17 protein-coding genes and 1 tRNA gene are annotated in these 21,180 nt (G+C 24.1%); 9 read left to right on the top strand and 9 right to left on the bottom strand.

Translation table 11 applies throughout. The features are described from left to right. The first annotated feature begins 219 nt into the window (after nucleotides 1-219). From cyoA to cyoE, 5 genes are read left to right on the top strand one after another with little or no spacing between them, the layout of a single operon-like run. Complete coding sequence (gene cyoA, locus D9V73_RS02190; RefSeq protein WP_158336642.1) at nucleotides 220-1,083, top strand: ubiquinol oxidase subunit II; 864 nt, start codon at nucleotides 220-222, stop codon at nucleotides 1,081-1,083. A gap of 51 nt (nucleotides 1,084-1,134) precedes the next feature. Continuing rightward, the gene (cyoB, locus tag D9V73_RS02185; RefSeq protein WP_158336641.1) at nucleotides 1,135-3,126 is read left to right on the top strand and encodes a cytochrome o ubiquinol oxidase subunit I; all 1,992 of its coding nucleotides are present in this window, start codon (nucleotides 1,135-1,137) and stop codon (nucleotides 3,124-3,126) included. Next, nucleotides 3,126-3,740 carry a cytochrome o ubiquinol oxidase subunit III gene (cyoC, locus tag D9V73_RS02180; protein ID WP_158336640.1) on the top strand — a complete coding sequence of 205 codons (615 nt, stop codon included), beginning with the start codon at nucleotides 3,126-3,128 and terminating at the stop codon, nucleotides 3,738-3,740. The genes cyoB and cyoC overlap by 1 nt, the downstream gene beginning before the upstream one ends. Continuing rightward, nucleotides 3,737-4,075, top strand: a complete 339-nt coding sequence (cyoD, locus tag D9V73_RS02175) for a cytochrome o ubiquinol oxidase subunit IV (RefSeq protein WP_158336639.1) — start codon at nucleotides 3,737-3,739, stop codon at nucleotides 4,073-4,075. The genes cyoC and cyoD overlap by 4 nt, the downstream gene beginning before the upstream one ends. Continuing rightward, the gene (cyoE, locus tag D9V73_RS02170; protein WP_158336638.1) at nucleotides 4,072-4,929 is read left to right on the top strand and encodes a heme o synthase; all 858 of its coding nucleotides are present in this window, start codon (nucleotides 4,072-4,074) and stop codon (nucleotides 4,927-4,929) included. Before cyoD ends, cyoE begins: the two co-directional genes overlap by 4 nt. Nucleotides 4,930-4,960: 31 nt before the next feature. Here the strand turns inward: cyoE and D9V73_RS02165 are convergent, their stop codons facing one another. Next, entirely contained in the window at nucleotides 4,961-5,254 is a 294-nt protein-coding gene (locus D9V73_RS02165) for a TusE/DsrC/DsvC family sulfur relay protein (RefSeq protein ID WP_158336637.1), read from the bottom strand. Between the two features lie 123 nt (nucleotides 5,255-5,377). Here D9V73_RS02165 and D9V73_RS02160 point away from each other — a divergent pair, with 123 nt between their 5' ends. From D9V73_RS02160 to dxs, 3 genes are all read left to right on the top strand, one after another. Next, nucleotides 5,378-6,544, top strand: coding sequence for an MFS transporter (locus D9V73_RS02160; RefSeq protein WP_158336636.1), 1,167 nt, complete (start codon nucleotides 5,378-5,380; stop codon nucleotides 6,542-6,544). Between the two features lie 386 nt (nucleotides 6,545-6,930). After that, a complete protein-coding gene (locus D9V73_RS02155) occupies nucleotides 6,931-7,830 on the top strand; it encodes a polyprenyl synthetase family protein (protein WP_158336635.1) in 900 nt (299 codons plus the stop codon). Nucleotides 7,831-7,849: 19 nt separating this feature from the next. Next, nucleotides 7,850-9,715, top strand: a complete 1,866-nt coding sequence (gene dxs, locus D9V73_RS02150) for a 1-deoxy-D-xylulose-5-phosphate synthase (protein ID WP_158336634.1) — start codon at nucleotides 7,850-7,852, stop codon at nucleotides 9,713-9,715. A 23-nt stretch (nucleotides 9,716-9,738) separates the two neighbouring features. Here dxs and nusB read toward each other — a convergent pair whose 3' ends face one another. The 4 genes from nusB to mltA form a co-directional block, all read right to left on the bottom strand. Then, nucleotides 9,739-10,158: a transcription antitermination factor NusB gene (gene nusB, locus D9V73_RS02145; protein WP_158336633.1), complete on the bottom strand. Its 420-nt coding sequence runs from the start codon at nucleotides 10,156-10,158 to the stop codon at nucleotides 9,739-9,741. A gap of 10 nt (nucleotides 10,159-10,168) precedes the next feature. Further along, nucleotides 10,169-11,302, bottom strand: coding sequence for a bifunctional diaminohydroxyphosphoribosylaminopyrimidine deaminase/5-amino-6-(5-phosphoribosylamino)uracil reductase RibD (ribD, locus tag D9V73_RS02140; RefSeq protein ID WP_158336632.1), 1,134 nt, complete (start codon nucleotides 11,300-11,302; stop codon nucleotides 10,169-10,171). A gap of 671 nt (nucleotides 11,303-11,973) precedes the next feature. Further along, a complete protein-coding gene (gene ribE, locus D9V73_RS02135) occupies nucleotides 11,974-12,444 on the bottom strand; it encodes a 6,7-dimethyl-8-ribityllumazine synthase (protein ID WP_158336631.1) in 471 nt (156 codons plus the stop codon). Nucleotides 12,445-12,495: 51 nt separating this feature from the next. Beyond that, a complete protein-coding gene (gene mltA / locus D9V73_RS02130; protein ID WP_158336630.1) occupies nucleotides 12,496-13,578 on the bottom strand; it encodes a murein transglycosylase A in 1,083 nt (360 codons plus the stop codon). A gap of 77 nt (nucleotides 13,579-13,655) precedes the next feature. On the opposite strand from mltA, the gene D9V73_RS02125 reads away from it, so the two are divergent. Further along, nucleotides 13,656-13,732 (top strand) — tRNA-Met (locus D9V73_RS02125). 103 nt (nucleotides 13,733-13,835) lie between these two features. Here D9V73_RS02125 and recD read toward each other — a convergent pair. From recD to D9V73_RS02105, 4 genes are all read right to left on the bottom strand, one after another. Beyond that, nucleotides 13,836-15,683 carry an exodeoxyribonuclease V subunit alpha gene (recD, locus tag D9V73_RS02120; protein ID WP_158336629.1) on the bottom strand — a complete coding sequence of 616 codons (1,848 nt, stop codon included), beginning with the start codon at nucleotides 15,681-15,683 and terminating at the stop codon, nucleotides 13,836-13,838. Nucleotides 15,684-15,696: 13 nt separating this feature from the next. After that, nucleotides 15,697-18,162, bottom strand: coding sequence for an exodeoxyribonuclease V subunit beta (gene recB, locus D9V73_RS02115; protein ID WP_261979212.1), 2,466 nt, complete (start codon nucleotides 18,160-18,162; stop codon nucleotides 15,697-15,699). Further along, nucleotides 18,114-19,178 (bottom strand): UvrD-helicase domain-containing protein, encoded by a 1,065-nt coding sequence (locus D9V73_RS02110; RefSeq protein WP_158336627.1) that lies wholly within the window; start codon nucleotides 19,176-19,178, stop codon nucleotides 18,114-18,116. Before D9V73_RS02110 ends, recB begins: the two co-directional genes overlap by 49 nt. A 59-nt stretch (nucleotides 19,179-19,237) precedes the next feature. Then, the coding region (locus D9V73_RS02105; RefSeq protein WP_187307821.1) for an exodeoxyribonuclease V subunit gamma at nucleotides 19,238-21,180 on the bottom strand (1,943 nt) is incomplete at its 5' end.

Raw genomic sequence — 21,180 nt, 5'->3', positions numbered from 1 at the left:
ATCTCAATAAATTCACATACACTCTTAATGTTAGATATCATTTTAGTAGAGATTGAATTGATTTTAAATATAATCGATTATCAATTATATGTCTATATTTAGAAATTTTGGTTTATATTATATTTTAATTGTGTATATTTTAATTTTTTAAATTATTATAAAAAATTATTTAATTAACATTATTTTGAATGATATAAGGTTTAAAATTGAGGTTATTAAATGCATTTTACACAACGCCTTACACATTTTTTAAATTTTTTTTTAATAATAAGTTTTATTTTTCTATTCAGTGGATGTAACGGTGGAGTTTTATGTCCAAAAGGTAGCATTGCGTTAGAACAAAGATCATTAATATTCATTTCTTTTTTATTAATGATATGTATTATAATTCCAGTATTTTTTATGACGATATTATTTTTAGTAAAGTATAGAGAGAATAATACTAGTTCTGATTATCGACCTAATTGGTCACATTCTAGTTTTATTGAATTATTGTCTTGGAGTTTTCCAGTTCTTATAATTTTCTTCCTTTCTGTATTATCATGGAATTCTTCACATACTTTAGATCCAAACAAGCATATTATTTCTGATGTTAAACCTTTAAAGGTTAATGTTATATCATTAGATTGGAAATGGTTATTTATCTATCCGGATAAAAATATTGCTACTATTAATGAGTTAGTATTTCCAGTTAATACTCCAATAATTTTTGAACTTACTTCAAATTCTGTAATGAATTCTTTTTTTATTCCTTCTCTTGGTAGTCAAATATATACTATGGCAGGTATGAAAACGCAGTTAAATTTAATTTCTAATCAACCTGGAATTTATAAAGGTATATCTTCAAATTATAGCGGACAGGGATTTTCTAATATGAAATTTAAAACTATAGTGGTATCTAATTATCTGTTATTTCAGAAATGGATAGAACGTGTTAAAAAATCTTCGTTTAAATTAAGTTCTATTTCTGATTTTAAAAAAGTAGCGAATGTTAGTGAAAATAATGCAGTTAAATATTATTCTGGTGTAAAGAAACATCTGTTTGATATAGTTGTTAAAGAAGTTACAGGTATAAAAAAATGATTTTATTATTATTACAATTATAAATAATTTGAATGTAAGGAATAATATAATATGTTTGGTAGATTAACTTGGAATGCTATTCCATATCATGATCCTATTATCATGATTACATATTCTTTAATTACTTTTTTCACAATTTTTATCGTAATAAAAATTACTAGTTTAAATAAATGGAAATATTTATGGAATGAGTGGTTTTGTTCTGTAGATCATAAAAAAATTGCAATTATGTACATTATTCTTGCTTTTGTTATGTTATTTCGTGGTTTTGTTGATGCTATTATGATGCGAGTTCAGCAAGTATTAGCCTCTTCCAAAGGAGGGGTAGGATTTTTACCTCCTCATCACTATGATCAAATATTTACCGCTCATGGTGTTATTATGATATTTTTTGTAGCTATGCCACTAGTAATTGGATTAATGAATTTAGTAGTACCTTTGCAAATTGGTGCTCGTGATATTGCATTTCCGTTTCTTAATAATTTAAGTTTTTGGTTGACTGTTAGTGGAGTTGTTTTAATAAATCTTTCTCTTGGGATTGGTGAATTTGCACGGACAGGATGGTTAGGTTATCCTCCTTTGTCAGAAATGGAATTTAGTCCTGGAGTAGGAGTAGATTATTGGATTTGGAGTTTACAACTATCTGGAATAGGAACGACTTTAACGGCTATTAATTTTTTGGTAACTATTTTAAAAATGAGGGCACCTGGAATGTCTTTATTTAAAATGCCTGTATTTATATGGACCTCATTTTGTACAAATATTTTAATATTAGCTTCTTTTCCCGTTTTAACAGTGAGTTTATTACTGCTGACATTAGATAGATATCTTGGATTTCATTTTTTTACTAATGATCTTGGTGGTAACATAATGATGTATGTTAATTTAATTTGGATTTGGGGACATCCAGAAGTATATATTTTAGTATTACCAGTATTTGGCGTATTTTCTGAAGTAGTAGCTACTTTTTCTAAAAAAGAATTATTTGGATATGTATCTCTTGTTTACGCGACTATTGCGATTACTGTTTTATCGTTTGTAGTATGGTTGCATCATTTTTTTACTATGGGTGCTGGAGCTGATGTAAATGCGTTTTTTGGTATAGCTACTATGATTATAGCAATACCTACAGGAGTAAAAATTTTTAATTGGTTATTCACCATGTGTAATGGTCGTATTTATATGCATTCTTCAATGCTTTGGACTATGGGTTTTTTAATTACTTTTTCAATAGGTGGAATGTCAGGAGTATTGCTTTCGTTACCTGCTGTCGATTTTGTATTACATAATAGCGTATTTTTGGTAGCACATTTTCACAATGTTATTATTGGCGGTGTAGTATTTGGATGTTTTTCTGGAATCACTTATTGGTTTCCAAAAATGTTTGGATTTACTTTATCTGAAAAATGGGGGAAACGAGCTTTTTGGTTTTGGATTTCTGGATTTTTTTGTGCTTTTATGCCTTTATATATCTTAGGACTTATGGGAATGACTCGTCGACTTAGTCAAAATATCGATCCTAATTTTCATTTTATGTTGGTATTAGCTTCTTTTGGAACTTTTTTAATTGCGATAGGTATTTTATGTCAAGTTATTCAGTTGTTAGTATCCATTCGAGATCGTGATATTAACCGAGATGTTACAGGTGATCCTTGGGATGGTAGGACGTTAGAATGGTCTACTGCATCTCCTCCTCCATTATATAACTTTGCTATTATACCTAATGTTCATTCTCGTGATCATTTTTGGAAATTAAAAGAAAAAAGAGAACGAAATAATATAGAACATTCCATAATATATTCTGATATTCATATGCCGAATAAAACCAGTTTAGGTTTTTTTATTAGTTTTTTTTCTGTTATCTTTAGTTTCTCTTTAATTTGGTATATTTTTTGGTTAAGTATTTTATCATTTATGACAATTGTGTATTTATTAATTTCAGATAGTTTTATTGTTGATAACGGATATTTGATATCTAAAAAGAAAATTAAAAAAATTGAAAATGAATATATTAGTGATCTTAAAAGGTTAGGATTGAAATAATGACAAGTAATTTAGTTGATAAAACAACAAACATAGATACGTTTAGTTTAGAAATTTCATGGTCCAACAAATTATTTGGGTTTTGGTTATATTTAATGAGTGATTGTATCGTTTTTGCTACGTTATTTTCTGTATATATGGTTATGAAAGATAATGTCGCTAATGGTCCATCTGGACCAGATATTTTTAATTTTCCTGTAGTTATTTTAGAAAGTCTATTGTTATTATTTAGTTCTTTTTCTTATAGTTTTATTTTTCTAGAAATAAAGCAATGTAACAAGATTAAATTTATATTTTGGCTAATTATAACGTTTTTATTAGGTTCGATATTTTTAATATTAGAGATATTTGAATTATATAGTTTTATACAAAAAGGATATAGTCCTTCTTGTAGTGGTTTTTTATCCGCTTTTTTTACATTACTTTCTGTACACGGTATACATGTTTTTTCAGCACTCATATGGATTTTAGTCATGATTAAACAGATAAGAAGATTTGGCATTACACGCGAAGTATATACAAAATTCTGTTGTTTAAGTTTGTTTTGGCATTTTTTAGACATAATATGGATTTTTGTATTTTCTGAAGTTTATCTAATTGGAGTAATAGGATGAATTTGTGTTATTTAAAAAATATTTTATTTTTTAAAAATAGGTATTTTCTTTATTTTTTAAGTTTTATAATATTGATTATATTAACTTTATTTCCATTTTTAATAGTCATAAAAAAGTTGTTTTCTAAAGAAATGACTTATTTTTTAGTAGTATTATGTTTACTTGTTCAAGTGGTAGTTCATATTAAGATTTTTTTTCATTTAAACTTTTCTAATAAACATAAATGGAATTTAATTTCTATGATTTTTTCTTTTCTAATTATTACAATTATATTATTAGGTTCGTATTGGGTAATGAAACATTTAAACTATCATATAAGTAGTTTAATGATATGATAATGCTTTTATTTGGTCTGTTAAAACCAAGGATAGTTTTCGGGAATTCGATATCTTCTCTAGGTGGCTTTTTATTAGCTTCGAAAGGGAACGTTAATTATTATTTATTGTTTTTAAATTTAATAAGTATATCATTAGTTGTTAGTTCTGCTTGTATATTAAATAATGTTATTGACTATAAGATAGATCAACGCATGAATAGAACTAAAAATAGAATTTTAGTTATTAATTCTTGTTTTTATAATTTATCAATATATATTTCAGTTTTTTTAGGAATATTTGGATTATTTTTGTATGGGTGGTTTTTTAATTTATTATGTGTATTATTAGCTTCGTGTGCATTAATAATATACATCGTATTCTATAGTTTATATCTAAAAATGAAATCAAGGCATTCAACAATAATTGGTAGTTTATCTGGAGCAATTCCTCCTATTCTAGGTTATTGTTCTGTAGTTAATCATATAAACTTATGTATGGTTAATTTATTCATAATTTTTTTTATATGGCAAATACCACATTCTTATTCTATTTTTGTGAAAAACTTACAAGACTATAAAAATGCTAAAATACCTGTGTTTCCTGCAGTTAAACCCTTTTTAACTGTTCGATATCACGTTAATATATTTATACTATTATTTTTGATGTGTACTTGTTCATTAACAATAATAAATTGTACTGGATATAAATTTTTTTATAGTTTATTAATTTTGTCTCTAATTTGGTTTTATCTTTCAATAAAAAAATATAAGAACGATAAGGAACATATTATTTGGTCAAAAAATGTTTTTTATTGTTCTATTTTAATTATGTTTATAATGAATATCATGATATCAATTGATTTTATTGATTAATAATAGGTGTATTCATTCAAAATTAATTATTTTAGATACAACTAGATGGTGTTGGAACCCCTGCTATTTTACACCCTTGCTGAATTGGTCCATATGGGAACAAGGTAAACAAATAACAACTTGTTATTGTTTTTAATGTTTTTTTTTCTAATATTTTTATTAATACTCTCATAGATGGTGTTAAATTAAATTTAAAATAAAAATTTCTTATCGCATATATCACTTCCCAATGGTCTTTAGTAATATTAATTAATTCTTTTTTTGCAATGTTTAGTGCTATATTTTCGTTCCAAGATATATTTTCTTTTGCATTATTATTTTTCATTTTTATATTTTATATATGAGAATATATTTTCTTATGATTATTAAATATAAGGATATCATATCTATAATGGTTAATTTATTATATTAAATATAATTATTATTACAATAAAAATTTTAACATATAATGAATAAGTTCAATATTTCGTTAATAGAATTAAGAATTATTATAGCATTATGTATTGTATTTGCTTTACGTGTATTAGGAATGTTTATCGTTTTACCTGTTTTTAGCGTTTATGGTATTTTTTTAAAAGATAGCACTTCGTTTTTAATTGGTGTTGCAATTGGAGTATATGGTTTATTTCAAGCTATATTCCAAATTCCTTATGGGTGGTTATCTGATAAAATTGGAAGGAAATTCGTCATTATTTTAGGTTTATTGTTTTTTTTTGTAGGTAGTTTTATATGTTTTAGGAGTAATTCTATTTGGGGAATGATGTTAGGTCGTAGTTTACAAGGATCCGGGGCAATATCATCAGTGTGTATGGCATTACTATCTGATATAATATCTGAGAGAAATAAAACAAAAGCAATGGGTTTATTAGGTATTAGTTTCGGAATAAGCTTTATGTTTTCTATTGTATTTAGTCCTATTATAGTTCGTATGTTTGGTTTTCATTTTTTATTTTTAGTTAGTATGTTGCTGTCTATAATATGTATTATAGTAGTGTGGTATGTTATACCACTTCCACTTTTTAGTTATAATATATTTTTTGTAAAGCATGAGTTCAAAAAGGTTTTGAATGTATTTAAAAATTATACTTTATTTCAATTTAATCTAAGTATTTTTTTTCTTCATGTATTATTAACATTACATTTTATTATAATACCTGTTCAATCGAATGTATCTAAAATTTTTGTTAATTTTTCTTGGATTATATATTTAACTACTATCATGTTTTCTTTTTTTATTGTTTTTTCAATAAGTAAATATTTAAAAAATAAATATATTAAATTGGAAATTTCGTTATCTATATTTTTTCTGGTAGTATCTAATATTATTTTTTTATTTTTTAAAAATAATTATTTTTTTCTGATTATTGGATTACAAATATTTTTTATGGTTTTTAGCTTTTTGGAAATGGTTCTTCCTATTTCAGTCAGTAGACATGCTCCTTTAAAATATAAAGGTACTGCTATGGCTATATATTCTATTAGTCAATTTTTCGGCTCTTCTATAGGAGGTATATTAGGAGGTATTATTTTAAATCATTATAATAGTGATGGTTTATTTTTATTTGAATTAGTTGTATCTTTTTTATGGCTTTTAATTAATATTCGATATTTCTAAGTGTAACCTTATTATATTTATTTTTAATAAAACTTAAATGAAGTATCAATTATTTTTTATCAAATATAGTAAAATAGTTATTTATAAAAAATTTGTTTATATTTATTTTAAAATAAATAAGTTTGCTATAATTATAAGTATATTATTGTTGTACTAAAATAGTTTTACATAGCGTATTTTAAATTGTATTGGTTTTTTATTATATATTTTATTGTTTAATAAATTTGATGTGTGTTTAATGTTTTATTGTATATAGTTTAACTAATATAGTTTATTTATCTGATGTTTGATCAAATAATAATATTTGTAATTACATATAAATATTATTACAGTTAATAAGAATTATTATAAGCAATTATTTTTATATTTTCATATAGGTATTTAAAATGGATTTGTTGAAGTTTTTTAGTATAAAGCAAAATCGTATTAATAATTTTATGTTTGCGTTATTGGAAACATTACCTTTTCAAGATACATTACTTGTGGATGCTATGAAATATGGAGTATTATTAGGCGGAAAAAGAATACGTCCTGTATTGATGTATATTATAGGAAAAATGTTTCAGGTTAATCTTAATGTGGTAGATGTTTTAGCTTCATCTATCGAATTTATGCATGCATACTCTTTAATTCATGATGATTTACCATCATTAGATAATGATATATTGCGAAGAGGACAGGATTCTTGTCATATAAAGTTTGGTGAATCTACCGCTATATTAGCTGGAAATTCATTGCAGTGTTTAGCTTTTAATATTTTGTCTCGGTTGGATAAATTTAAAATATCTAATGCAAGAAAAATAAAAATTATTTTAGAATTGTCTAGTTCTGCTGGTGTGCATGGTATGTGTGCGGGTCAATTTTTTGATTTGTCATTGAAAAATACTAGTGTTAAACCATTCGAGTTAGAACAAATGTATTTGTATAAAACTGGATCTTTAATTAATTCTTCAGTACGATTAGTTGTAATATCTAGTAAAATATTTAAAAAGAAATTTCTTTTTTCATTAGAGCAATATGTTAAAAACATTAGTCTCGCCTTTCAAATTCAAGATGATATTTTAGATTTTATAGATGATAAAAATTGTAAAAACACCTCTGTTCATTATAGTAATTGTTCGAAAACTCATACGTTTCCATTGATGTTCGGTTTACAAGAATCTCAAAGAAAATTAAAGATACTATACAAAAATTCACTAGCATATTTAAAAAATTTATCTAATGAGTCTATAGATATACGATTATTAGAAAAATTAGCATATTATATTATTACACGTGTAAAATAAATTTTATAATGGGTCTATAATGAGTTTTAATTATATAAAGTATCCAACATTATATTTAGCTAATTCTGTACAGAAATTAAAACTATTACCTTTGTATAAATTGCCTCAGTTGTGTAACGAATTACGTCAATATTTGCTAGAAACTATTAGTAAGTCTAGTGGGCATTTGTCTTCTAGTTTAGGAGTAGTAGAGATAACGGTAGCGCTTCATTATGTTCTTAATACTCCATTTGATAATTTAATATGGGATGTTGGTCACCAGACGTATCCTCACAAAATTTTAACCGGTAGGAGAGATAATATTATAAATATTCGTAAAAGAAATGGAATACGTTCTTTTCCTTGTAGAGAAGAAAGTAAGTACGACGTTTTTGGCGTAGGTCATGCTTCAACTTCAATTAGTTCAGGAGTAGGAATGGCTATTGCTTCAAAGAAAGAAAAAAAAGGTAGACGAACTATTTGTGTGATTGGAGATGGTGCTATTACCGCTGGTATGGCGTTTGAAGCAATTAATCATGCTGGAAATAGTAACATTAATTTATTAGTAATATTAAATCATAATAGTATGTCTATTTCTAAGAACGTTGGTGCTTTAAATAATCTTTTTTCTAAAATCGTATTAAATCATGATGTGATAACAAGATATAAATCAAAAAATGGATTTGGTATAAGTTCTGACTTTTTAAATAACGATGAAATATATCAAAAAAAGTATTTAGAGGATATAAAATCGTCTAATACTTTTTTTGATAGTTTAGGGTTTAGATATTTTGGACCTGTAGATGGACATGATGTATTTTTGTTAATTGATGTCATCAGTAGATTAAATACTCAAAAATATACTAATCTATTACATATAATAACTAAAAAAGGTAAAGGGTATGTACCTGCTGAATTAAATCCTACAAAATGGCACTCTGTTCCTAAATTTAATATTATTACAGGTAAAATGTATAAAAAAATACAAGATGTTCCTACTTATTCTGAAATTTTCGGATATTGGTTATGTATTACGGCCAAGATAGATAAAAAGTTAATAGGCATTACACCCGCTATGACAGAGGGGTCAGGTATGGTTAACTTTTCTAAGAATTTCCCTGACCAATATTTTGATGTAGCTATAGCAGAACAGCATGCTGTAACTTTTTCTGCTGGATTAGCAATAAGTGGATATAGACCTGTTCTTTCTATTTATTCTACTTTTTTGCAACGAGCTTATGATCAAGTTATACATGATGTGGCACTTCAAAAACTTCCAGTTTTATTTGCAATTGATAGAGCAGGAATAATTGGTCAAGATGGTGAAACTCATCAAGGATTATTTGATTTAACTTATCTAAGGTGTATTCCCAATATTATAATAATGACTCCTAGTAATGAAAATGAATGTTTGCAAATGCTTTATACTGGATATCATTATAGAAAAGGTCCAAGTGCTGTGAGATATCCGAGGGGAATTGGGATTGGAACTACATTACAATCAATGAGATCCATTCCAATTGGAAAAGGTATTTTAACAAGATTAGGAAAAAATACTGCTATTTTGAATTTTGGTCCATTGTATATTTTTGCAGAACAAGTTGCAATAAAGTTAGATTTTACTTTAGTAGATATGCGTTTTGTAAAACCATTAGATGTCAATCTAATTTTAAATTTGACTAAATGTCATAATTTTTTTGTTACTCTTGAAGAAGGTATGATTTCAGGAGGTGCTGGTAGCAGTATTAATGAATTTTTAATGAATGAAAAAATTAGTATTCCTGTTCTAAATATTGGAATTCCAGATACATTTATTCCTCAAGGAACACAGACCGAAATTCGTAGCGAATGCAAATTAGATGCAAATGGAATTTTAGAAAAAATTTTGCTGTGGTTGAACAAATAAAAATTTTTTATTAATAAATTATTTTAGCTTATTCTACTTTTCATATTTTCTACAGCTTTGTCCAAAACCCCGTTTATAAATTTATAACTTTCTTTAGCTCCAAATAATTTTGCTAATTCAATTCCTTCGTTTATTGTTACTTTATAAGGAATATCATTTCTTTTTTCTAATTCATAAAAAGAAATTCTAAGAATAGCCTTTTCAATTTGACCTAATTCGTTAATAGTTCTAGATAAATAGGGTATCATTAATGAATCTAAGTGTTGTTTGTTATTTGTTATTTCTATTATTAGTTCATGAAAATAAGTAAGATCAATATCTTTCATGTCATTTCTTTCATAAAATTGGTTTTCTATTTCGTAAATATTATTATTAGATAATTGCCACGAATATAATGCTTGTACTGCATATTCTCTCGCTTTTCTTCTCGATTTAGGTTTCATAAGTAAAATATTACTTCCTTTTCAGTTTTTTAATAAGTATTAATTTTATATCTTGTCCGATTTTAACAATTTTTTTAAAGCTAAATTTAGGAACTACAGATAGTGCCTTATAGTTTTCTAATACAAATAATGGTTTAGCACAATGACCTAGTACTTTGGGAGCTATATAAATAATTAATTCGTTTATGATGTTTAATTTCAAAAAAGCTCCAGATAGAGATGCTCCTGACTCTACCCATACTGTATTAATTTGACGTGTTCCTAATAATTTTAAGAGTTCAATTAAATTAATTTGTGATGTTGTATTATTTAATATTACTTGTTCAACATGTTTAGGCCAAGTATTATTATCATGTTTTAATCTTATTAGCAATATTTTTCCTGGTTCTTGTATGCATTTATGTGATGGTTGAACGCGGTTTTTACTATCAATAATAACTCGAAGTGGTTGTTTTATTTTGCTTTTATTATTTATATGTAGATTATTAAATTTTTTTATTTGTTTGTACCTTACGGTTAATAGTGCGTCATCAGTGATGATAGAACTACTACTACTAATAATAGCATCAGATTGTATTCTATACATTTGTACGTCTTGTCGTGATTTATATGAGGTTATCCATTTACTTAATCCGTTCTTTAATGCAGTTCTTCCGTCAATTGAACTTGCTAATTTTAATTTTACCCAAGGAATGCCAGTTTTCATTCTCTGGAAAAACCCTTGGTTTATATTTTTAGATTCGTTAGAAAGTATCCCTACTATCACTATAATTCCTTCTTTTTTTAGCCATCTTATTCCATTTCCGGATACTTTAGGATTGGGATCTATTATTGATATTACTACTCTAGAAATTCCTGATTTTATTAATTGAATACAGCAAGGAGGTGTTTTACCAAAATGGCTGCATGGTTCTAAAGTAATATATGCTGTAGCTCCTCTCGCATGTTTTCCTGCTTCTTTTAAAGCATATATTTCTGCATGATAATTTCCAGATTTTTTATGCCATCCTGTTCCAATTATAGTATTATTTTTGACTATTATGCATCCAACGTTTGGATTAGGTGATGTAGTCAATATTCCTTTTTTTGCTATTTTTATTGCTTTTTTCATATAAAAGATATCTTTTTTAATAGTATATTGCATAAATATCTTACATAATAGTTTCGTCGTTGAAAGATTATCTTTATATTTAAATATATAACATTTTTTAATTTAATAATATTAATTATTATTATAAAAATAATTGTTCTGTTTATGCAAATGCATAACGTTTTAAAGTAAATATGATATATTTGATAAAATTATATATTTAGTATAATAAAATGTTTTCTGATTTTATTAATGGTAGTAATTTAAAATTTATATATTGTTTTAGTATCATAAAATGTATTCAACAACCTTTTTAAAACTTATGATAAGTTTTACTAATATTTAAAAGTTATATCTAATACTTTATATATCTTAATATAATTAGTACTTATTATATTTATTTTTTTAATGATTAGTTTTAATGTATAACATATTAATAATGTTTGTATATTGATTTCTGAACTTTTGACTTTATTTAGCAAAATTGTATTTTGTATAGTGTTTATTTGAAAACATCAGAATTTATTTTAGTCTTATTATATACTGTATTAGTAAAATTTATATTATTTAGTATATTTAATTAGTTAATAATTATAAAAATTGTATTTAATCAAGTTTTTAATTGACTATATTAATTGCATTGAACATTTTTACTACATTTACAATATATGTATTATAGACTTAAAATACAAAATTATTTTAGTTATTAAAGATCGTGTATTCACTTATTTTATTATCTTATTAATAATATTTATCATTTCTAATACTACCAATGCTGATTCTGATCCTTTGTTGCCCATCTTAGTTCCCGATCTTTCGATAGCTTGTTTAATGTCATTTGCGATGATAATGCCAAAAGCAATAGGAATTCTATATTTAGTACTAATATTAGAAATTTTTTTACTTACTTCTTTGGATAAAATAGAAAAGTGTTTAGTTCCTCCTTTAATGATTGTCCCTAATACAACAATAGCATCGTGTTGTTTTTTGCTCGCTAATATATCAGCGATTATAGGTATTTCAAATGTTCCAGGAACATATATTACAGTTATATTCCTCTTTTTTACTTGTCCAATTCTTTGAAGAACGTCGAGTGCTCCATTCAATAGATTTTGATTAATAAAGTGATTAAATCTGCTAATGATTATAGCAATTTTTGCTTTTTTTGTTAAAGTAGTTTCTTTTATAATTTTCATGTTATATTTATGTACAATTTGTAATATTTTTATGTATTTAATTTTTGATTTTTATTTATGTTTTAAAATCCATACACGTCCATAGTGATTATAAAATCCAGCTATAATACCAGCTTTTTCCCCTATTCCTTGATAGATATCTATTTTTTGTCCTTTAATTGCTCCTCCTACATCTAACGATATTAAAAGTTTAGTTTCATATGTATAAGTAAATTTTCCAAATTCATTTAATATAGGTATTTCTGCGAGTATAATATCACCTGGTTTAATTACTCTTCGATCTGATGCTATAGAGGTTTTTGGAATTAATGGGACAGCACTAGCACCACAAATTGATTTATATTTCATTGGTTTAAAAAATACGAATGAATTATTTTGTTCTAATACATGTTTTACTTCCGATTGTACATGTTTCTTGCTCCAGTCTCTAATTGATTTAATAGACATGTTTTCTTTTTTAATAGATCCATTTCTAATTAAAATATTTCCAATACTAGTATAAGGCCAGTTATTTTCCCCCGTGTATTTAAACAGCATCAAAGGTTTATTTAGTCCATAATTAATAATTCCACTTCCTTGAACGTCCATAATAAAATTATCGATGAGAGAGTTACTATATGCTAAAATATGTTTTTTTTTTAGTATACCATGATAGATATCTCTTCTATTTGGTAAACGTTTATATTTTTTTGAAAGATGAGGTATACTATAAATTGGATATTTAAATGTCTCATTTGGTGTTTTTCTAGCATTAATAATTGGTGTGTAGTAACTTGTAATTTTTATATTTCCGTAATTATTTAAGTTTTTTAATTTATATAACTGTATTTCAAACGATTTTAATTGTTTAATTTTACTATTTAATTTTAACCAATTGTTAATTGATTGGTATAGACGCATATTACTTTTGTATAAAGAAGGGGAAAATTTTTTTATTTTTTTTATTTGTATAAGGAATTCCTTTCTATTATTAATTTCTTGTTTAATAGACGCGTTAAGATCTTTTTTCCATATATTATCATAATTACTTTGAGTTTGTGTATTGTAGATAATTTTACTGTGGATATTTTTAGATGCATATAAATTTATTAGTGTTAATAGTAGTATCGTTATTATTCTAATTTTTTTTTTCATTTTTTCGTTTTAAAGTTATATTTTATTAAAAAAAGATTGTATCTTTTATATAAAATGAGTATAATATCAAGATAAATCGCGGGGTGGAGCAGTTTGGTAGCTCGTCGGGCTCATAACCCGAAGGTCGTCGGTTCAAATCCGGCTCCCGCAACCAAACGTATGTAGTTTAAATAATTGTTATTAACAGTTTTTTTTAAATATTTTTTATTATTCAGAAAAATATATAACTGTATTAGTTTGGGTATTAATTATACTAATTAATAAATACGCTCATTTATAGATAACCCGCTATATCGCTTAGTCTCATTTTTTATTGATTTAATAAATATTTTTTTGCTACTATATATAGTTAGTTTTTGTTTTGCTCTAGTAACTGCTGTATAAATTAATTCTTTAGTTAAAACGCATGAATAAATATTAGGTAATACTAAAATTGCGTGTAAAAATTCTGATCCTTGAGATTTATGAACTGTAATTGCCCAACTGGTTTGAAATTTTGGTAGTAAATTAATGGGTATAAATTTAATTTTATTTTTATTTTGAATATAAAAACATGCTTTTAAAACTTTTTTATCGTCATACATAATAATGCCAATATCTCCATTATATAATTTAATAGAATAATCATTTTTTAAAATCAGTATAGGTTGCCCGAAATATACATTTTTTTTATTAACTGTAATATATTTAATTAATCCTCTTCTTTTCATTTCATTTTCTAATTCTAAATTTAGTCTTTTTACTCCAAAGCAGCTATTTTTTAAAATGCACATTAATCTACAATTGTTAAAAATAGATATGATATCTTTAGGATTTGCATTTTGTTTCAAGCTGTTCCAATAATCTGTATAATTTAAAGTTAAATTTAAAATCATTTCTTCATAATCTTTGACAGTATTTAAAGGAAAAAACTTAATGTCTTTATAGATATTTTGAAATAGTTTTTTGAGATTATTTAATTTGTTTTTTTGAATTTCAGTAGATATTTTAGCAATATTTGATTGAGTTTTAAAACGATAATTTTTTTTTAAGATACATATCTTATTATTTATATTAGAAAATTTATAGTTTTTAACTTTATTAATATCGAAAACATTGAAGAGATTAATTTTTTTTATAATACATTCACTATATCCTTCTTGGTAATAACTAAATATATCTTTTAAAATATGTCCGCAGTTTATTGATGGTAGCTGATAGTGATCACCTAAAAATATAATTTTAGTCGTTTTTGGTATATTATCGATTAATTTTTCCATAGTAAAAAGATCAATCATAGATGATTCGTCTATAATCAATACATCTATATTTAAAGAGTGATGTATTTTTTCGGAATATGAATTATATTCTGAACTGATTTTTAAAAGACGATGTAAAGTAATTGCAGAACTGATTGATATATTTTTTTTGTATAAAGGTGATAATTGCGATATAGATTTTCTTACGCTTTCGGTTAAATTATTTGCAGCTTTTCCTGTTGGTGCTGTTAATTGAATATTTAATTTCTTATTAGACATTATAGTAATAGCTATCAGTATCTTAGCAACTATCGTAGTTTTTCCAGTTCCTGGGCCTCCTATTATAAACGTTATTTTATTAATTATTGACAATATTATTGCAATTTTTTGTAAATTTTCAGTTTTTTGATGTAATAAAGACATTATTTTCTTTTTATTATGGTGAAGCTTTGTCGTATTATAGTTATTTGATTGTGATATAAAATTAAAAACCTTTTTTTCTGCTATCCATGTTTTATGAAAATATATTTTTTCTTTGTAAAAAACTAAGGGTGTTGGATAAAACCCATTGCTGATTATTTTATTGTTTAATGTTGCTAGTCTTAATTTTTTTAATAATTTTGCTTCTTTCCAGATTGCGTTAATTAATATTTTATTTTTTGTTGTGTTAAATACTTTTTGATTTTTCAATGTTGTAATAGGTAGGCAGGTATGACCTATTCGAATAAAATAATGAACACAAACAGATAATAATAGTGTTTGTGATGATACATTATTTTTTTCATGTATAGCAATGGAAAAATATAGGTCTAATGGAGTTATTATATTTTTTTGAATAGCCTGTTTTAATAAATATATAATTTTCATTCATTTTAAACTTTTATTTAAAAAGGTCATTTAGATCTTTTATGATTTTTGATTCAGGTAATGTAAAGAATAAACCCTGTTGTGAGTTAGTATTATCCATAGCTCTTAAAAAAAGAATATAAATTCCTCCGAAATATTTATTTAAAGTGTAATTTTTAATACGTTGGCTTAAGTATCTATGTAAAGCTACACTATACAATTGATATTGTAGATCATAAAAGTTTGTAGTGATTGCATGATGTATCGATTTTTTACTATAGTCAGATATTGAATGACCTAGCCAATTAGATTTATAGTCAACTAAATAATATTTTTTTTTCCATCTAAAAATTAAATCTATTGATCCTACTAGTATTCCTTTTATAGGATCGAAACATATTTTTTTTGTTGTATTTAGGATTGGATTAAACATATTAACAATTTTATTTAATCTCATATCTGTTATTTTATTTTTTATGGGTAAAAAAAATTCTAGTTCTTTTATATAATTTTTTGGATGTAGTTGTGACAATACGAGATTGGAATGATTCAATGGTGTATTTAGAATTGTGTTAATCCAGTTCTTTAGTACTACATCCCAGGTTTTATTAAAGTTATTTTTTTCGAGTTGATTAGATATCCAGTTTTGATTTATTATTTCATGAAAGTTAATATTTTTTAAAATTTTATGTATAAATATACCAAAAATATTTCCTTTTGGAAGAGAATGTGGTGTTACATTTTTGTTTTTTTCCTTAGAATTGATTTTTATATTTTTGTGTACACATGTAATATGACTTTTTTTTGGAAATGTTAATAAGCCATAGTTTTTTTTTAATTTAGAATAGCTAGTTATGTCATAGTTATATTCTAGTATTCTAGTTAATTTTTTAGTATTTGCATTTATTTTATTTTCAGTATAGTTTGTACTGATAGTACTAAAGTGTGGTATTATAGAATTTACTTCTATATTTTGATTATAGCTTATTTTTTTAAGTATTATATTTAATTGTTTAGAATTGCACTCTGTTCCTAATTGAATTACATACTTTAGAGCGTTGTTATAAATATTAGAATAATTATTTTTTTTTAGTATTTTATCGTTTTGTATAGATGCAATCCCAATACAACAGTGAACAATTGCTCTAGTTAATGCTACATACAAAAGACGCATGTTTTCTGATAGTATTTTTTTTCTCGTTGTAATATTTGACATAGTATTGTTAGTACTGTCTATATCTGAGCAAAAATTATAAGGAGTTATAGAAAAAGGAATGCATGTTATTGGATATTCTAATCCTTTTGATTTATGAATAGTAGTAATTTTTATACAATTCTTGTTGTTCCTTGATCTTATATAATCTGTATCGGGAATATCTTGTTTTTTTTCTATTTTTTTTTCTAACCAAAATATTAAGATATATTTTTTTTTAGTTTTATTAAATTGTTTCTCTAGTAGTTCTCCAATATGAAGTATATTGGTAATATTAGGGACATGATTATTTTCACTTATTTTGTAATTTTTTATTATTTTATAAATAACATTTTCAATACCAATATTTTCCCAAATCATTAGATATTCAGAGAATTCATTGATTACGTTAGACCATGTTGAATATTTATTTGTAAGAATATCGATATCATAACTATTATTAGATATAATTGAAGTTGATAAAGCACGTTTTAATATGAATTCGTTTTTTGGATTTAAAATAGCTTGAAAAATCCATAATAGTTCTAATGCTTCAATGCTATGAAATACACTTGTTTTTTGAGATAGAAATGTCGTGGGGATATTGGATGCGTGTAGTGCTTCTTTTATAATAGATGATTCTCTTTTGTTGTTTACTAATATACAAATATCTTTTGCAGATATGAATTTGGCTTTGTTATTTTTTATAATAATAGCATTTTCTTTTTTTCCTTCATTAATCCAAAATGAAATGTAGTTTACACAAGCTTTAGAAATCCAATTTTCGTATTCATTTTTATTTATTATTGGTTTATCATTAAACAAAAAACGTATTGCTGGTTGAAGTATTCCATTTATTTTAAACTCTATTTGTTTTTCTTGATAACTTGATTTTGTTGGAATAAAATCAATATTTGGTAGAAGAAAAACATTTTTTATTCTTAAAAATAATAAATTTATGCTTTCTACCATTTCTTTAGAAGATCGCCAGTTAATATTAAGCTGATAATGTTTTTTTATTCTTTTTTTAACTTTTAAGTAATATGAGATATCAGCCCCTCTAAAGCTGTAAATAGCTTGTTTTGGGTCACTCATTAAAATGCATGTATCTTCTTGGGATTTGTAAATTTTTTCAAATATTTTATATTGATGACGATTAGTATCTTGAAATTCGTCAATAAGTAATATTGGATACTTTTGCTTAATAATCTTTGAGATATTTTCATTTTTTTTATTTAAAATTTTATAGAGAGATTGAATTAAATCGTCAAATTCAAATATTTCTTGTTTTTTTTTTCTTTGTTGAATATCTTTTTTATTTGTATTATAGCTTCTATAAGGAATGGGGTTTTTAATGAAAATTTTATTTTTAGGAATTCTTCAATAATTTCGAATATAATACTTTTAGGAATTTGTCCAATAGGAGTTTTTGAAATTAAATAGTTTTGCTGAAAATATTTTAATTCTTTAGGAACGTCGAAATCTTTCGTACTTTTAGAAGACCACATCGTTATAATATTAATCCACCTTGATAAATTAGATTTAGTATAACTTCGTTTATTTACATTAGATTGATTAATTAATACGACTATTTCTTTGTGATAATTTAACCACTGACTTTTTATATTTTTTATTTTTTTAATTAATTTATTATATAACAGAATTATATTTAATTTTTTTCGTTTGGATATTTTTTTTATATTATCGTCGTATGACAAAATAGGTAAAATATTATTTAATATAGAACCTGGACTCTGAAAATATTTTATAATGATGTTAGAGATATTATCTGATAAATTATAAAAATATTGATTCCAAAATATATTACTAGATTTTAAATATAAATTATACTTATTAGTAATTATTTTTTTTTGAAAATATATATTAGAGCTAAATGTATTAACTGTTAATGTTTGATAACAAAATCCGTGTATAGTATATATTGCTAGTTCACTTATTGATTGTTCCGCTTGTATTAATAAATTAATAGCTTTGTCTACATTTTTAATTTTATTAAATAAATATTGTAGTGTAGTATCGTTACTTTTTTTGTTTATACATACTTCTTTGAAATAATTAATATATTTTTTTATTCTTTTTTTTAGTTCTTCTTTTGAGTGTTCTGTAAATGTCACTACTAAAATTTCTTGTACTAAAAATGGTCGTTGAATTTTATCTATTTTACCAATTCCTAATATTAATCTTAAATATATAATAATTAAAGAAAATGTTTTTCCTGTTCCTGCTGATGCCTCAATCAACATCTTTCCTGATAGAGGTAAATCAATTATGTCTAATGTAGATATTAATATTTTATTTGTCATAAATTTTATTGCATGTTAATTGATTGATTATCATTTATAATTAATGTTTTTTAACTATTTTACTTAATATGTTTTAATATAGGTAGTATCCATTTTTTAGCTATATTACACATGTTAGATATGTTATTTTCATCTAAAGTAGTAATTATTTTGTTTAAATATAAGTCATCTTTTTCTCCTTGTTGCCAGTTATTACCTATCCATGTTGTTATCATTTTTTTATTTGATTCGTATATTCGTTTTTTTTCATTAGAGATTGTTTTGTTGTTTTTATCGTATATAGAATTTAACCAGTTTATTCCTGAGTTAGTAAGTAATATAGGAATATTCATTCCTTCTATATATCCCATTATATATTGGTTTAATAAATATTTTGCTTGTTCTGTGTTTAGTTGTTCAAAAGTTAAGCATTTGTTATTTAATCCAAGTATTATACTATTTCCATTTTGATATATAGAACAATATACTAAATGTTCTAACCATAGGGAAATCATGTCTTTGTTTTGTATAATTGCAGGTTTCCATCGCAATAATCCTGTTGTATTTATGTTATTTAATGATCCATATAAAGTATATTTATTAATATTTATGTAGAATTCTTTTTTTTTGAGTTTTGTTTTCACTAAACGAATATTATTATATAAACTTTTTATTATAGATAATTTGTTCTTCCAATATATTTTTCCTAAATTTCCACGTGGTATAATACCTTTATATTGATAGTATAGAAATAATTGATTAGTATTTTTTCGCATTAATAAATAATCAATCATATTACTACTGATTATATAATTATTAAGTTTAGTAATTCCAAAATTTTCTTGATATAAATTAATAGTATTAATAGTATTTAACGTAATATGAAGTCTTTTTTTAAAAAAATATTTAATAGGATTTTTCCAAAAAGTAATTAATTCAGAAATGTTAATATTATTATATTCAATTTTTCGAAGATTTTTAAAGAAATGGTTTTTATGCGTGTTTTTTATTTGAGAAATATTTAGCCATGTTTTATTAAAACTTTGATATTTATATCCTAAAATAAAATTCTTAATATTATAGGGTTCATTTGTATGAAAATAATATAGATGAGAAAATAACATTTTCGTATCATTTTTTTTGTTCTTATTATAATGTTTTTTAAAAATATAAAATTTTTTTGAGATATATAAAAAAAGTTGATCGACAATGTAAGATGCATTAACGTTTGAATTATTTTTTTTAGATGTTGTATGATAACTTATAATTAATATTTTTTGTGCGGATAACAGAGTTTCTAAAAATAAATATTTACATTTATTATCTATGTATGGGTCGCATATTCTAGGATTTTTATATATTAAATCAAATTTTTCATTAAATTTTTTTTGAATGACAAATTTTTCATTCATTCCTAGTATATAAATCACTTTAAATGGTATATTTCTTAATATAAAATCATTACAAAATATAATTTTTCCACAAAACAAATTATATTTACTATTTTCTTTAGAAACATTTTTAAGTAATTCGTGTTTTAATATTTTTACGGGAATTTTTTTTTTGTAGCCTTCTTTAATACCAGGATTAATGATTTTATTAAAACTTTCTTTAATAGATATTATTTCTTTTTTGTTTATATCGTTATCTATAAAAAAGTTTTTCAGTAGTTTTTCGAACGTTCGTTTCCAAGATGTTAATGATTTTGAAGTAGATAATTTTTTTTTCCATTGATTTAATAATAGTATTAGTGTTGTTAATTTACAAAATATTTTATAATTTTTTTCGGTAAAATCACTATTAGGAACAATTTCATTCCATATTGAATGATTGAAATCGTTTATTGCCTGTCCAAGAAATATTCTCCTTTGTCCATGATTGAAAATATGTTCTTCGTTTTTACTTAGTATTTTGCATTTTATTTTAGTTATATCATTTTCGAATGTAATTTGAGATGTTCTTATTATTTTAAATAATGTGATAACTTCTTCTTCTTTTATGTTAAATTTTTCTAATATAAAAT

Source organism: Buchnera aphidicola (Melaphis rhois) (genome assembly GCF_005080745.1).
GTDB classification, from domain to species: Bacteria; Pseudomonadota; Gammaproteobacteria; order Enterobacterales; family Enterobacteriaceae; genus Buchnera_B; species Buchnera_B aphidicola_AT.
This window is presented reverse-complemented; position numbering and strand designations above follow the sequence as displayed.

Coding starts and splice junctions, on each gene's coding strand:
- D9V73_RS02155 (WP_158336635.1), top strand. CDS start 6,931: ATGGATTTGTTGAAGTTTTTTAGTATAAAGCAAAATCGTATTAATAAT.
- cyoA (WP_158336642.1), top strand. CDS start 220: ATGCATTTTACACAACGCCTTACACATTTTTTAAATTTTTTTTTAATA.
- nusB (WP_158336633.1), bottom strand. CDS start 10,158: ATGAAACCTAAATCGAGAAGAAAAGCGAGAGAATATGCAGTACAAGCA.
- cyoB (WP_158336641.1), top strand. CDS start 1,135: ATGTTTGGTAGATTAACTTGGAATGCTATTCCATATCATGATCCTATT.
- D9V73_RS02165 (WP_158336637.1), bottom strand. CDS start 5,254: ATGAAAAATAATAATGCAAAAGAAAATATATCTTGGAACGAAAATATA.
- ribE (WP_158336631.1), bottom strand. CDS start 12,444: ATGAAAATTATAAAAGAAACTACTTTAACAAAAAAAGCAAAAATTGCT.
- mltA (WP_158336630.1), bottom strand. CDS start 13,578: ATGAAAAAAAAAATTAGAATAATAACGATACTACTATTAACACTAATA.
- cyoE (WP_158336638.1), top strand. CDS start 4,072: ATGATAATGCTTTTATTTGGTCTGTTAAAACCAAGGATAGTTTTCGGG.
- cyoD (WP_158336639.1), top strand. CDS start 3,737: ATGAATTTGTGTTATTTAAAAAATATTTTATTTTTTAAAAATAGGTAT.
- D9V73_RS02160 (WP_158336636.1), top strand. CDS start 5,378: ATGAATAAGTTCAATATTTCGTTAATAGAATTAAGAATTATTATAGCA.
- recD (WP_158336629.1), bottom strand. CDS start 15,683: ATGAAAATTATATATTTATTAAAACAGGCTATTCAAAAAAATATAATA.
- cyoC (WP_158336640.1), top strand. CDS start 3,126: ATGACAAGTAATTTAGTTGATAAAACAACAAACATAGATACGTTTAGT.
- dxs (WP_158336634.1), top strand. CDS start 7,850: ATGAGTTTTAATTATATAAAGTATCCAACATTATATTTAGCTAATTCT.
- D9V73_RS02110 (WP_158336627.1), bottom strand. CDS start 19,178: ATGACAAATAAAATATTAATATCTACATTAGACATAATTGATTTACCT.
- ribD (WP_158336632.1), bottom strand. CDS start 11,302: ATGCAATATACTATTAAAAAAGATATCTTTTATATGAAAAAAGCAATA.